This is a genomic window from Candidatus Thiothrix phosphatis (assembly GCF_035668035.1).
Taxonomy (GTDB): domain Bacteria; phylum Pseudomonadota; class Gammaproteobacteria; order Thiotrichales; family Thiotrichaceae; genus Thiothrix; species Thiothrix phosphatis.
In genome coordinates this window covers 1-13,712 of the sequence record NZ_JAYMYJ010000019.1, presented here as the reverse complement: position 1 = coordinate 13,712, position 13,712 = coordinate 1, and the positions used below count along the sequence as shown (strand labels likewise).

Annotated in this window: 15 protein-coding genes and 1 tRNA gene; 7 read left to right on the top strand and 9 right to left on the bottom strand. The window is 55.9% G+C overall.

From position 1 onward, the window contains the following. Window positions 1-245 precede the first annotated feature (245 nt). Window positions 246-824 (top strand): electron transport complex subunit RsxA, encoded by a 579-nt coding sequence (gene rsxA / locus VSS37_RS02285; RefSeq protein ID WP_324693003.1) that lies wholly within the window; start codon window positions 246-248, stop codon window positions 822-824. 20 nt (window positions 825-844) lie between these two features. Further along, complete coding sequence (locus VSS37_RS02280; protein WP_324693002.1) at window positions 845-1,372, top strand: RnfABCDGE type electron transport complex subunit B; 528 nt, start codon at window positions 845-847, stop codon at window positions 1,370-1,372. Window positions 1,373-1,499: 127 nt separating this feature from the next. Here VSS37_RS02280 and VSS37_RS02275 read toward each other — a convergent pair whose 3' ends face one another. From VSS37_RS02275 to VSS37_RS02265, 4 genes are all read right to left on the bottom strand, one after another. After that, window positions 1,500-1,610 carry an IS1 family transposase gene (locus tag VSS37_RS02275; protein ID WP_324693001.1) on the bottom strand — a complete coding sequence of 37 codons (111 nt, stop codon included), beginning with the start codon at window positions 1,608-1,610 and terminating at the stop codon, window positions 1,500-1,502. A gap of 111 nt (window positions 1,611-1,721) precedes the next feature. Beyond that, a complete protein-coding gene (locus VSS37_RS21910; protein WP_445971468.1) occupies window positions 1,722-1,976 on the bottom strand; it encodes an IS1/IS1595 family N-terminal zinc-binding domain-containing protein in 255 nt (84 codons plus the stop codon). Further along, window positions 1,947-2,033 (bottom strand) — tRNA-Leu (locus VSS37_RS02270). The genes VSS37_RS21910 and VSS37_RS02270 overlap by 30 nt, the downstream gene beginning before the upstream one ends. A gap of 68 nt (window positions 2,034-2,101) precedes the next feature. Beyond that, window positions 2,102-2,521 carry a hypothetical protein gene (locus VSS37_RS02265; protein WP_324693015.1) on the bottom strand — a complete coding sequence of 140 codons (420 nt, stop codon included), beginning with the start codon at window positions 2,519-2,521 and terminating at the stop codon, window positions 2,102-2,104. Window positions 2,522-2,649: 128 nt separating this feature from the next. Between VSS37_RS02265 and VSS37_RS02260 the strand changes: the two genes are divergently transcribed. Beyond that, entirely contained in the window at window positions 2,650-4,668 is a 2,019-nt protein-coding gene (locus VSS37_RS02260) for a cation:proton antiporter domain-containing protein (protein ID WP_324693000.1), read from the top strand. 1,020 nt (window positions 4,669-5,688) lie between these two features. After that, window positions 5,689-5,952 (top strand): helix-turn-helix domain-containing protein, encoded by a 264-nt coding sequence (locus VSS37_RS02255; protein WP_324692999.1) that lies wholly within the window; start codon window positions 5,689-5,691, stop codon window positions 5,950-5,952. Between the two features lie 95 nt (window positions 5,953-6,047). On the opposite strand, the gene VSS37_RS02250 is transcribed toward VSS37_RS02255, so the two are convergent. After that, complete coding sequence (locus tag VSS37_RS02250; RefSeq protein ID WP_324692998.1) at window positions 6,048-6,740, bottom strand: helix-hairpin-helix domain-containing protein; 693 nt, start codon at window positions 6,738-6,740, stop codon at window positions 6,048-6,050. 181 nt (window positions 6,741-6,921) lie between these two features. Here VSS37_RS02250 and VSS37_RS02245 point away from each other — a divergent pair, with 181 nt between their 5' ends. Beyond that, window positions 6,922-8,385 (top strand): cytochrome-c peroxidase, encoded by a 1,464-nt coding sequence (locus VSS37_RS02245; protein WP_324692997.1) that lies wholly within the window; start codon window positions 6,922-6,924, stop codon window positions 8,383-8,385. 3 nt (window positions 8,386-8,388) lie between these two features. Here the strand turns inward: VSS37_RS02245 and pyrE are convergent, their stop codons facing one another. Beyond that, complete coding sequence (pyrE, locus tag VSS37_RS02240; protein ID WP_324692996.1) at window positions 8,389-9,030, bottom strand: orotate phosphoribosyltransferase; 642 nt, start codon at window positions 9,028-9,030, stop codon at window positions 8,389-8,391. 69 nt (window positions 9,031-9,099) lie between these two features. Here pyrE and VSS37_RS02235 point away from each other — a divergent pair, with 69 nt between their 5' ends. Then, window positions 9,100-10,914 carry a cation:proton antiporter gene (locus tag VSS37_RS02235; protein WP_324692995.1) on the top strand — a complete coding sequence of 605 codons (1,815 nt, stop codon included), beginning with the start codon at window positions 9,100-9,102 and terminating at the stop codon, window positions 10,912-10,914. Here the strand turns inward: VSS37_RS02235 and asd are convergent. Beyond that, window positions 10,883-11,725 (bottom strand): archaetidylserine decarboxylase, encoded by an 843-nt coding sequence (asd, locus tag VSS37_RS02230; RefSeq protein WP_324692994.1) that lies wholly within the window; start codon window positions 11,723-11,725, stop codon window positions 10,883-10,885. The genes VSS37_RS02235 and asd overlap by 32 nt on opposite strands. Window positions 11,726-11,794: 69 nt before the next feature. On the opposite strand from asd, the gene prmB reads away from it, so the two are divergent. Then, complete coding sequence (gene prmB, locus VSS37_RS02225; protein WP_324692993.1) at window positions 11,795-12,697, top strand: 50S ribosomal protein L3 N(5)-glutamine methyltransferase; 903 nt, start codon at window positions 11,795-11,797, stop codon at window positions 12,695-12,697. Window positions 12,698-12,704: 7 nt separating this feature from the next. Here prmB and VSS37_RS02220 read toward each other — a convergent pair whose 3' ends face one another. After that, the gene (locus tag VSS37_RS02220) at window positions 12,705-13,226 is read right to left on the bottom strand and encodes a hypothetical protein (RefSeq protein ID WP_324692991.1); all 522 of its coding nucleotides are present in this window, start codon (window positions 13,224-13,226) and stop codon (window positions 12,705-12,707) included. Window positions 13,227-13,331: 105 nt separating this feature from the next. Then, window positions 13,332-13,637 carry a DoxX family protein gene (locus VSS37_RS02215; RefSeq protein ID WP_324692990.1) on the bottom strand — a complete coding sequence of 102 codons (306 nt, stop codon included), beginning with the start codon at window positions 13,635-13,637 and terminating at the stop codon, window positions 13,332-13,334. Window positions 13,638-13,712: the final 75 nt, after the last annotated feature.

The following is a 13,712-nucleotide window of genomic DNA, read 5'->3' as shown; positions in this document are numbered from 1 at the left end:
CATAACCTTCCAGCGCGTTGACCGCATTGTAGCAAATCAGACAAACACACAAATTGTCGTAAAGGCGACAAACATCACACGTTTCAGAACAATGTCGCAAACCCCACACCCGTTCCCCCGATGTCACAAACAACACCAATAAATGCACCATAAAAATACCATGAATTCATATTGTTACCGGCATATCACTTGCTGGCACGCAACCTGCATCATCATCCCCACTGACAGATTTCAGGAAATGTGCAATGGAATACTTCATGCTCCTGCTGGGAACCGTACTGGTGAACAATGTGGTACTGGTCAAGTTCCTCGGCCTGTGCCCGTTCATGGGCGTGTCCAAACAGATCGATTCCGCCATCGGCATGGGAATGGCGACCACCTTTGTGCTGACCTTGGCCTCCGTGGCGGGCTGGATGCTGGAGCACTGGGTGTTGCAGCCACTGGGGCTGGGTTTCCTGCGCATTCTTTCCTTCATCCTGGTGATCGCCGCCACGGTGCAGTTTACCGAAATGGTGATCAAAAAAATATCACCTGCATTGTATCAAGTGTTGGGGATTTTCCTGCCATTGATCACCACCAACTGCGCCGTGCTGGGCGTGGCGCTGTTGAACGTGCAGGAGGCGCACAACTTTGTGCAAACCACCTTGTATGCGTTTGGCTCGGCGGTGGGGTTCTCGCTGGTGCTGGTCATTTTTGCCGGGTTGCGTGAACGGCTGGCGTTGGCGCAAGTGCCAACGGCGTTCAGCGGCCTGCCGATTGCGTTCATTGTCGCCGGGTTGCTGTCGCTGGCCTTTATGGGCTTCGCGGGCCTGGCCTCACATTGACATTGATAAGGAGCGTTGAGATGAGTGCGGTTTTGATGCTGATGACGTTGGGATTGGTGTTGGGCGGTTTGCTGGGGATAGCAGCCCAATACCTCAAGGTGGAAGGCAACCCCTTGCAAGCGGAAATTGAAGCCCTGATGCCCGGTTCACAATGCGGCCAATGTGGTTACCCCGGCTGTGCGCCAGCGGCGGAAGCCATCGCCAACGGCAGCGCGCCGGTGACCGCCTGTCCCCCTGGCGGCAAAGCCCTGGCGGAAGCGCTGGCGGCCAAACTCGGCGTCAGCATTAACCTCTCCGGGGTGGAGGACAAAGGGCCAGTCATCGCCTATGTGCATGAAAACCTGTGCATTGGCTGCACCAAATGCTTCAAGCGCTGCCCAACCGACGCGATCATGGGCGGCCCCAAGCAGATTCATGCGGTGTTTGCCGACGCCTGCACCGGCTGCGAAAAATGCTTTGACGTATGCCCGACCGAATGCATTGAAATGCGCCCGCTGACACCGACCCTACAAACTTGGTATTGGCCAAGCCCGGCAGCCGCCGCCTGATTCCCCGGCAATGGATTAACTCCAGGCACGCTGAAGCAACGGCGCGCTGGTAGTGGGTCAAACCTGAGAACTGGCATGAATGTCCACCCCAGACTCGACCCTGTTGATCAGCAAGCCAATGACCGTATTAGGCCAAGACAGTATTGCTGATATGATCAACGGCATACCATAACCAGCGTTGGTTGCCTTTGTTGCCAACAAATGACCCCTGCCCATCCAGCTCGGCTTCGTTGACCATGCCTATGCTGACTTCCAGGCCGGTGTCCGCAACGTCCTTCGCGGGAAGAAAATGGGGATTGGCCTGGATCAGGCTGTTTGCTTTTTTTTCAAGGTGCTGATGACCGTCCCTTTACTGATGCAAAGGACACGGGCCGTAATCCCGCACCCCGCCACTGTTGACTGCCATTTCCACCACCTTCTCCTTAATGCCGGGCTGGTGGGCCGCATGACGGCATGTCAGCATGAAGCTTTTCTTTGCGCAGTCTGGGTTGTCACAACGGTAACGCGGTTCACCCCGTGCACTGTGACCTACTTTTCGGATTCGCGGGCTGCCGCAATTAAGTGATTGAAAATATGGTGCCCGGAGCCGGGGTCGAACCGGCACGGTGTTGCCACCGAGGGATTTTAAGTCCCTTGCGTCTACCAATTTCGCCATCCGGGCATGAGAGGGATTAAGGCAGGCTTGAAAAGCAAGCGCCAAGTTTAGACACATTAAGCCCGAAAAGCCAGTCAGTGGCGGCAAAGATCGCCCGTTTTCACCGCAGCTGCCTTCACCCGAGCCTCAATTTCGTAAGGGTTGTCCCAGTAAAAATTGCCGCCCCGCCAATGCGCCCATAGCCCGGCCAGCAGGTAAACCAGTGGAAACAAAGCCCCCCAGTGCTCAAACTGTTCCACATGCGCCCGTTCATGCGTCCGGCTGCTATCCAAATGCGCGGGGGAAACACCCGCCACCAAATGCCCCAAAGTGACCGCGTTGACCGCCCCCAAAACAGGGATGCCGCTGTGCAGCCGCCGCCCGATCCAGCCTCCCCACACTTCCAATACGCCAGAATGGATGGCATACCCCCCGCCAGTCCATTTCGCCAACAACGCCAGCGGCAAACAGCACAAGGTGACTGGCCCAACCCAGAGATAGGCCAACAACTGCATCAAAAATGAACGTTTCCTCACGTTTTACCTCGCCCTGACAGGTTGGAATTGAACCCACACAGTGTGCACAGGGTCAGAAATCCGTATACTTTGCTCATTGGCTACTCGACCTGATTGTAGGGGATTCCTTGGGAGAACATGAACTATTAAACGGCATCCTGCTATTGCTGGTGATGTCAGTGGGGGCTGTTGCAGCATTCCGCGCATTGAACCTGCCGCCGATCCTCGGCTATTTGTTGGTGGGTGCGCTGATGGGCGTGCACGGGTTAGGTTTTGTCAAGGACAACGCCGGTTTCGATTTCATGGGCGAAGTCGGGGTAGTGTTCCTGCTGTTCGCCATCGGGTTGGAATTCTCGCTCAAACAGTTCATGGCCATGCGCACCACCATTATCGGCCTGGGCGGGTTGCAAGTGCTGATTTCCACGCTGGCAGGCATGGGCATTTTATCGTACTTCGGCATATCCTGGAAAAGCGCTTTGGTAGGGGGTGGCGCCATGGCCATGTCTTCCACGGCGATCGTCGTCAAACAATTGACGGAACAGGCAGAAATGCGCACACAGCACGGCCAGTTGGCGCTCGGCGTGTTGCTGTTCCAGGACATTGCGGTCGTGCCGTTTCTGGTCATGATCCCTTTGCTGGCGGGCGATAGCGGGCTGGCTGACAGCCCGTCAGAGCTGCTCTTGCAGGTTTCCACCGCCGCCCTTTTGTTTGTTTCGATGCTGCTGGCCGGACACTATACCCTCCGCCCCCTGTTCCAATACATTTCACGGGCGGAATCCATCGAGCTTTTCAACATCACCGTGTTGCTGGTGGCGCTGACCGCCGCTTGGATCACCCAATCGCTGGGTTTGTCGTTGGCTTTAGGCGCATTTTTGGCCGGGATGTTGTTGAGTGAAACCGAGTATAAACACCAGATTGAAAGTGAAATACGCCCATTCCGCGATATTCTGATGGGTATTTTTTTCATTGCAGTAGGCACCAAGCTGGATCTTGGCATTTTGCCATCGCTATGGCTGCCGGTGTTGCTGCTGGTGCTGGGGTTGACCGCTGGCAAAGCGCTGCTGGTCGCTATCCTGACCCGGCTGTTTTCCTCCAATGGCGGTGCCGCCCTGCGCACCGGATTGGTGTTGGGGCAAGGTGGGGAATTTGGCTTTGCCCTGCTCGCCCTGGCGTTGAGCAATCAGGTGGTGTCTTCCAGCGAATCCCAGACCACCCTGGCAGCCATCGTGATCAGCATGGCGCTTTCACCACTGATCATCCGTTATAACGACAAGCTGACCAAGCAACTGCTGGCCGATGCCCAGGCGCGTCAGCATTCCCACAATGCCCAGGCGTTCAGCTCCGCCATTCAGGAAGTGGAAAACCATGTCATCCTGTGCGGCTACCGGCGTATGGGGCAGAACCTGGCGCAGTTCCTGCACGAACAAGGAGCCCCTTACATTGCGCTGGAGCTTGACCCCGGCATCGTGGAAAAAGCCTGGGAGGCAGGCGACCCAGTGTTCTATGCGGATGCGACCCGCCCTGAAATCCTCCAAGCCGCCGGGTTGGAGCGGGCACGGATGGTGGTGGTGACGGTCATTGACATTGAAGCCGCCAAACGCATGGTGGAAGCTGTCAGGCAGAAACGGGCCGACATACCCATATTGGTGCGCACCCGCGACGAGCGTCACCTGGAAGCCTTGGAACAGCTGGGGGCCACCAATGTTTTGCCGGAAACCCTGGAAGCCACCCTGATGATCACCCAGCTGATGCTGGAGCAACTGGGCTTTAGCCCGGACGAGGTGTTCCGGATGACGGAAAAGATCCGGAGGGACAGTTACCGTTCGCTACGCAGCTACTACCACGGCGACCAGGTAAAATCTGAACCCGGCAAGAGTCCGGTGGAAGCATTCCTGCATACGTTTACCGTACAAGAAAATGATTTTGCTGTTGGCAAGCATATCGCTGAACTGGAGCTGGAGCGGTTTACCGTTTGTGTCAAAGCGCTGCGGCGGGGCGTTATCCGTGGCGAACAACCTTCAACGACCATCAGTTTGCAAACCGGCGATGTGCTGGTGCTGGAAGGCGGCAATACCGACGTTTTCCTGGATGTGGAAAGTCACTTACGCACTGGCGGGAAAAATGCAAAAACTGCCACCTCGGTTTGAGCAGCCGCCACGCATTGAAACATAGGTCACGCTGTCTTATTGGAAATGTTTTTTCAGTTGGCGGCTGGTTTTGGATTCTGCCTGCGTCGTATCCTGCATCAGTTGACCATTATCAAAATTAGCCTGAAAAGCACACGATTTCCTGATCGCCATTACATCCGTCAGATCCGGTTATTTAATCTACTACCGGAAGCAGCAACCCCAACCTTGGAATTTGTAACGGTATTGGTTACATCGCAGTGACTTGGACACTTTATTGGACTCTGTATGCCTGAATTCACGTCCTCATTTTTATATTGCTGACTTTCCAGCTAACGTGACTGTATTTTAAACGCAGCATCCGAATTAATGCACATTTTTGATACGGTAATTTCATCCAGCCATTGAGACAATATTTTTGTATTCTTCCATAAAAGCCCACGAAGTGATTAAAAAACAACCTCAACAGACACTTTTATTACCGCTTATGATGGATAAATTGCCGCTTATCTGAGCATGCGTGTTTATATTCTACTCTATGGTATTCTTTTATCCAGGATATGCGTTTATCTAGATGCTTTTGGTAGATTCATTATCAAAAGTAAAATCTTGGATGCAGCTTGGGCAAAAGAAAGTAGTGCCGTTATTTTCGTGATTGCGGATGGTCGCTGGTGAAAATTGCCAAATGTTGTTCTGCTCTGGATTTGCACATGCCGAAACCTGATGTACAGATCAGGCAGCAAGGGGTTGGTCGTAGGTGCTCGACTGAGTTGGTAAGCTTCTGGATTCTGATGAACTTTCCGGACAGTTTGGTGTCTACATAATCGCAAGTTGCCGTTGTCATGTCAGGGCTTAATTCACTGACTTTTTACGGAGCGGGTACATGTGTCCGTATTGCAAGGATGCAAACGGGTGGTATCTGGAAAAATCACCTCCGAAGCAATAAAAGGGATTTTTGCAATCACAACTCCTGAAAAACAGTTGGCTGCGGTTCATGAAACATTATGTAGAATCGTATCCGACAATTATTAAAAAGGTTGCATGAATATGACGAATACATCTTCTCGTGTCGGTCTGGACTCCTCCCTGTCAGAAACGGTCGCCCGTACTTTGCAGGACTATCTGGATACTCTAGGTGATCATGAAGCATCCAATATCTACCGTCTAGTTCTGGATGAAGTTGAGCGCCCCATGTTGGAAATCATGATGCGCTACACACATGGGAATCAGTCCAAAGCCGCACAGTGCATGGGCATTAATCGCGCCACCCTGCGCACTAAACTGAAACGCCACAACCTGCTCTGATCATCAGGCAAATGTGTTCGCATTTCAGTTAAAATAATGCCCGCTTCAAGCGGGCATTATTGTTTTATCCTTAAAAAACCTGATCACTATTCTGTTTATCCTTTCAGGGAAGCCTGAAACTTTTTTAGGCCATCCCAATCTTCCGCAGCAGCCCACTTCGCTTGTGAAGCCCAACTTTCCGCTGTGGCTTTACTGTAACGGATACCACTGGGAGCCAAACGCTCACTTAGCTCATCCACTGTCAGCTCTGCCAACTGGGCGTAACGCCCGATACCCGCAACATACATCGCTTCAGCCAATTTGGGGCCAATGCCTGCCAATTTAGTAAAATCATCCTTACTATCGTCATTACCCGCGTCAGTCACGATGGGCACCGCCGCTGGAGTTGCTTCCGATTTCATTTCCGTTGTTGCCATGGCCGGAACAGGGTTTGCATCCGCTTCAATCTTTGCGGATGGTTCTGCTTCAAACGCTTCCTCTACTGCCGGGACAGATTTGGCTTCCGGCGAAATAGGATGGACATCAATTAGCGCAGGCTCCGGCTCAGGGATTTTCAAGGCAGCGCCCATCGCCTTCGCGGCATCAGATTGGGCCGCCGCCAACGCTTCCTGCAATTCGTGGTTTTTCTGTTGCAGGCCCTCAACTTCCTTGCGGATGGTCTGCAATGCGGCCTCAGCATTCTTGCCGGGATTGGGAACGAACAGGCGGACAAAAATCCATTCCACTACCCAACCCGCCAATACGCCGAGAATAAATACGCCTAATGATTGGGAAATTTCTTCAGACATTACAGCACTCCATGTTTTAGCGTGTATTTAATGCTTTTTATCAGCAAACAGATTCTAGCGACCTGTTGCAGGGGACAGAATACACCAAATGGTAGGGTTAAGCAGACAAACCTCCTCCCAGCTTGATCTATCGCAATGTAATAATGGCCTCACTCACATGCCCAGAAATGCTTTCCTTGTCATGCAGTTACAATTTTTCATCCTGATATGTGCGCTCACGTTACTGCAAGGCTGTAACGATGAACGCGCCGCCAGCATTTATATCCCGAACAATAGCAGCGCACCGGTGCTACGTTCCGATTTGGATAGCTCCCTGCGCGAGCTGATCCAACAATATGGTTTGAAGGGTGATCCGGCGCAACAGTTGGCCTTACCCTCCATCGAAACGCCGTTGGCGCAACTGGGCATGAAACTGTTCTTCAGCAAAACCCTATCCGGCAATCTGGATGTGGCTTGCGCAACCTGCCATCACCCCCTGTTGGGCGGCGGCGATAACCTGTCGCTGTCGATCGGGGTAGACGCCATCGATACCGATATACTGGGCAACAAGCGCATGTTGCAGGGAAACCTCACGCCTGGTGTTCCGCGTAACGCCCCCACAACATTCAACATTGGATTGTGGAAGCAGTTTATGTTCCATGACGGACGGGTTGAATCCACCGGAAGCGGCATCACCACACCGGATGTCGCCTATCCCCTGCCAGACCCACTGGCGGGCGCTAACCTGGCGCATGCCCAAGCGCGTTTTCCGGTCACCTCCAACCATGAAATGCGAGGCAAAACTTTTGACGCTGGCGGCACCACCCAATCCTGCCGGGAACGGCTGGCCGAACGCCTGGGAGGCTATGGCGTCGGTGCCGGGCTGTTGCAGCCGGAGGAAACACAGTACTGGCTGGAACAATTCCGCCTAGCCTACCAACAACCGGACGCAGCGGCGAAACAACTGATTACGGAGCAAAATATTGCTGCTGCATTGTCGGAGTACGAACGTTCACAAATTTTCACCAACAATCCGTGGAAACAATACGTGCAAGGCGACCTGAGCGCCATCAGCGAATCCGCCAAGCAAGGTGCGCTGCTGTTTTTCCGCAAACGTGGCGAAAGCGGCTATGACTGCGCATCCTGCCATCGGGGGGATTTTTTCACCGATGAACAATTCCGTAATGTGCTGACGCCCCCCATCGGCCCAGGTAAGGGCAACACCGACCCTGCGATCCAACAAGACTATGGGCGCTGGCTGGTGACGCACAATCCGGACGACAAATTCCGTTTCCGCACCCCTAGCCTGCTGAATGTGGCGGTGACCGGCCCTTGGGGACACAACGGCGCGTTCACTGCGCTTGACGGCATGGTCGAACACATGCTCAACCCGTTCCAGTCAGCGATCCACTACAATCCGGCGCAGTTGCAACAGGCCAATGTCCCCAGCAGCCATTTGCAGCAAAACCTACGGGAAATGTTGAGCTGTGATACGGATATCGCTGGTCAGGAATACCGCCAGGAAGATGTGCAACTTCTGCTTGCCTTCCTGAACACCCTGACAGACCCATGCGTCACCAACCCCGCCTGCATGGGCAAATGGACCCCATCCACAGACGCCACCCAACAAGACCCGCAAAAACTCCAACTAAACGCAACGTTCTGACCGTCAAACGCCATACCGGTTGCGGTACGCCTGCACCTGCTCCAGCAGCGCCGCGTCGTGCAGGTTGTCACCGACATGGCTGATGACTTCCCGCAACCCAACGATGCTGATGACGGCAGCGCCGTACAACGCCTCCACTTCCTGCACCGCCGATTGCGCACCTTTGCCGCGTTCCTGGCGGTCGAGGGAAATGGCGACGGCAGCCAGCGTTGCGCCCTGCTCCGCCACAATCGCAGCGGATTCGCGGATGGCGGTGCCTGCGGTCATCACATCATCCACCACCAGCACCCGGCCATGCAGCGGCGCGCCGACAATGACGCCACCCTCGCCATGATCCTTGGCCTCCTTACGGTTGAACGCATAGGGGTAATCCCTGCCATGGTGTTCGAACAGGGCGATGGCGACGGCAGCGGCCAACGGGATGCCTTTGTAGGCAGGGCCGAACAGCATGTCAAACTCCAGCCCTGCCTCCACAATCGCCTCCGCATAAAACTTCCCCAACCGGGACAGCGCCGAGCCTGTCCGGAACAAACCGGCATTGAAGAAATAGGGGCTGACCCGGCCTGATTTCAGGGTGTATTCCCCAAACTTCAGGACACCCTGGGCGATGGCGAAATCAAGAAAGTCTTTCTGGTAGGTTTTCATGGGGCTGTCATACTTGCATGATACTAAGACGGATGGATTATAAAGAATACAAGGGCGGTGAACCAACTCATGAGCGAACATATTGCACTGATTCTGGCGACAATCCTGGGCTGCGGACTACTCAGCCAACTGGTCGCCTGGTGGCTGAAGCTCCCCGCCATCCTGTTCCTGTTGCTGGCCGGGATTGCGCTTGGGCCGTTAAGCGGCTGGCTGCGGCCAGATGAACTATTCGGCGACCTGCTGTTTCCGCTGGCGTCCCTGTCCGTGGCCGTGATCCTGTTTGAAGGCAGCCTGACGCTCAATTTCCAGCAGTTGCAAGGCATCCAGCGGGTGGTGCTGAATATGGTTTCCATCGGCATGGCGTCCACCTGGGTGACGATCACCTTATTGGCGCATTTCCTGGCCGGATTCCCATGGGCGCTGTCCTGGCTGTTTGGGGCGATCATGGTCGTCACCGGGCCAACCGTGATTGTGCCGATGCTGCGCACCATCCGCCCCAACAACCGCATTGCCCAAATCCTGCGCTGGGAAGGCATTCTGATCGACCCGATCGGTGCCTTGCTGGCGGTGCTGGTGTTTGAATACATTGTCGCCTCCAGCCATGAAAACCAGCTGACGCATGTCCTGCTGTTGTTTGGCCGCACCATCCTGAGCGGCGCGGCGGCGGGCGTCATTGGCGGCTGGGCGCTGGGCCTCATCCTGCAAAAACACCTGGTTCCCGAATACCTGCGCAATCTGGTGGCGCTGGCGCTGGTCATCAGCGTGTATGAAGCCTCCAACACCTTCAGCGCGGAATCCGGCCTGCTGGCGGTCACCATCATGGGCATCTGGCTGGCCAACACCAAGGGGCTGGATTTTGAAGACATCCTATCGTTCAAGGAAGACCTGACCATCCTGCTGGTGTCCGCCCTGTTTATCATCCTGGCGGCGCGCATCAATTTCGACCAGATCGCGGAATTGGGGATGGCCGGGGTGCTGGTGTTCCTGGGCGTGCAGTTCATCGCCCGCCCGTTGAAAATCCTGGTTTCCACCCTTGGCTCCGACCTGACATGGCGGGAAAAGGCGCTGCTGGGCTGGATTGCGCCCCGTGGCATCGTCGCCGCCGCCGTCAGCGCCATTTTTGCCCTGAAATTGAAAAATTCCGGCTTGCCAGAGGCGCATCTGCTGGCACCACTGACCTTCATGCTGATCATTGGCACCGTCATTTTCCAAAGCGCCACCGCCCGTCCGCTGGCCAACTTTCTCAAGGTGTCGGAACCGGAGCCGCATGGTTTCCTGATTGTCGGGGCCAACCCGGTTGGCCGAGCCTTGGGCGCGGCCCTGCGGGAGGAGGGTTTCCGCGTCCTGATCAGCGACACCAGTTGGGAGAAAATCCGCGACGCCCGCATGGACGGGTTGGACACCTACTACGGCGATGTGACCTCGGAGCACGCCGACCGCCATCTGGACCTGGTGGGGTTAGGCCGCCTGATCACCGTATCGGCACGGGATGCAGCCAACCAGTTGGCGGGCGTCCGCTTCCAGCGCGAATTCGGCAAGCAAAATATTTTCAGCCTGTGCCCCAGCAAAAGCAGTGCGCGCAACGAAACCCTGCGCATCGCCCAATGCCTGTTCGGCAACCAATACCATTACTCGCTGCTGATGCAATGGCTGGGAAATGGCGCGCAAATCCGCAAAACCCGCTTGAGCGAGAGCTTCACCCATGAGGATTACCTGCGCCAGCATGGCGACCGGGCGATTCCGCTGTTCGCCAAAAACCCCAAAGGCAGGCTTTACATCATGACGGAAAAGAACAGCACCAAGCCTGCGTCTGGCTGGGAAATACTGGCGCTAGTCATGCCGGACACAGCGCCTACAACGTCGCCAACCGCCCGCCCAACTTGAGCGGGCTGCCCGCCGCCAAACCTGTTTCCCATTGCACAGCGGAATTTTCCAGCAGCAAAATAACGGTGGAACCCATATTGAACCGCCCCATTTCTTCCCCTTTGGCCAACGCCACATCCGGGAAGCGCTGACGTTTGACGCCCCTGCCCTGTGGTGGCGTCACCAGCCCATCCCAAACGGTTTCGATGGCGGCGACATTGATTGCCCCCACCAGCACCATCGCCAGTTTGCCAAAATCGGTGTCGAACAGCGCGACCACCCGTTCGTTACGGGCGAACAGGCGCGGCACGGTGCGCACGGTATGCCCGGCCACGCTGAACAGCCTGCCTGGCACATACACTTGCTCAAGCAAACTGCCGGACAGCGGCATATGGATGCGGTGATAGTCGCGGGGCGACAGGTAAATAGTCATGAATTGCCCATTCATGAACGGCGCGGCGCGCGCCTCATCCCCGCCCAACAATTCCAGCGCGGAATAGTCATGTCCCTTGGCCTGGAAAATCCGCCCCTGCTCAATCCGGCCCGCTTGGCTGACTGTCCCATCCACCGGGCTGACCAGCACGTTTTCCCCTCCAGCAACCGGACGCAGTTCCGGCTTGAGCGGGCGGGTAAAGAATTCGTTGAACGTGGTGTAGCTGGCCGGATCGGGGTTGACCGCCTCATCCAGGTCAACCTTGAAAACCTTGCTGAACAGACGGATCGCGCGGGGCACAACAGCCGGACATTGGATACGGGTGAGGCGGAACACCAGCCGGGAAATGAAGTGGTGCGGCAGGATATAAAGCGGCCAGGACTTGAGGATGTCGATCATATTCATTGCTGTTGGAGTATTGCGTGAAAATGCGGGATGATACGGCAAATTTGCCACACTGTGTTAATCATGGACTTCGACCATACCGACCTTCTGACCATCAAAGACTACATCCGCTGGGGTGCCAGCCGCTTCGCCGAAGCCGAATTGAGCTTTACGCATGGCATGGCGTCGCCCATTGACGAGGCTGCTTATCTGGTGCTGCATACCCTGCACTTGCCGGTGGATGCCCCCGACCTGTACTTCGACAGCCGCCTGACGGCTTCCGAACGCGCCGCCGTCGCCGACATCATCCGCCAACGGGCGGAAACCCGCCGCCCTGCCGCCTACCTCACCCACGAAGGCTGGTTCTGCAACCTGCCTTTCTATGTGGACGGGCGGGTGCTGATCCCGCGCTCGCCCATTGCGGAAGCCATCGAAAAACAGTTCGCGCCGTGGATTGAGCCGCATGAAACGCACCACATCCTCGACCTTTGCACCGGCAGCGGCTGCATCGGCATCGCCTGCGCCTACGCCTTTCCGCATGCGCAGGTGGACCTGAGCGACATTTCGGAAGACGCGCTGGCGGTCGCACAGATCAACATTGAACGCCACCAGCTTGGCGGGCAGGCGCAAGCCATCCAGTCCGACCTGTTCGCCCATTTGCAGGGCCGCCGCTATGACATCATTGTCAGCAACCCGCCGTATGTGGACGCGGAAGACATGGCCGTCCTCACACCCGAGTTCCTGCATGAACCGGCGCAACTGGCGCTGGCTTCCGGCGCTGACGGGCTGGATCATGTCCATCGCATCCTCAAGGGGGCGGCGGAGCATTTGACCAATCACGGGATTCTGGTGGTGGAAGTGGGCAACAGCCAGTATGCGCTACAGGCTGCTTACCCGGATGTGCTGTTCCATTGGCTGGAATTTGAACGCGGCGGTGACGGCGTCTTTCTCCTCACCGCCGATCAGGTGCGGGAACTGGCGGGCTGACTGGCGCTCACTGGTACGAATAGTAGGAAGCGTCACTGCCGCCACCACTGTACGGGTAAGCAGTTCCCGCCCCGTTATTGTTGTACGGGTAAGTGGTGCTGGTTCCGCTGTTATTGCTGACGTAGCAACTGCCTTTCTGCGCGCCCGGCAAGCTGGACAGCGGTGAAAACCCTTGCGACAGCGCAGCGTTCATGGAATTGCTGTTGATGGTGAAGACATTGATCCGCCCATCCGCGCCGCCGCAGAAAGCCGGGTACATGCGCCCATCCATGCCGCAGCTGGTGGCGGTCACAATCACCCCAGACGCCTCCAACTGACGTTTCATTTCTTCCAACGGGACGCCGCCGCCTTCACACTGGCGGGAACCCTGATATTTGTAGACATCGGTATAGCTGACCGGTGGTGCAGGTGTAGGCGTCGCTATCCCCCATGGGTTCCACGGCTGCACCACATAACCGCTGGTTGGCACACAAGCCGCCAGAAACAGGCTGGAAAACAGGGCCATCGCCCCCATACGCATGTACGACATACTCTGCTCCTTATCACAAAACGGGCAGTCGTCCTAACTCAGGTTTTTATTGACGACTTGCCCGTTTTGACTGGCGGGAAACCGTTTCAGTTCCAGGTTGGCGGATTAACGGCCTCGCCAGTATCGTGCCAGCCCATAGTCAACGGACAACGCGCCTGGCCCGAACACAAAGATCGACCAAATCATGCTTCCCCAGAAGAAATGTTGCCAGAACCCGCCTGCCCCGGCCACAGTGTGCAGGTAAGGATAGGAAATCACCGCCACAATATTGAACACGAACAACACCAGCGCCGCCGGGCGCGTCAGCAAACCCAAGGTCAACAATACTGGCAACGCCAGTTCTGTCGCTGTACCCATATACGCCGCCAACTCCGGCGACAACAGCGGCACATGGTATTCGTCCTGGAACAAGTACAACGTGCTCGACCAGCTTTTAATCTATTGGGAAATCCCCCGGCTTTGCCGGGGAGACGTGCATAGTTTGAC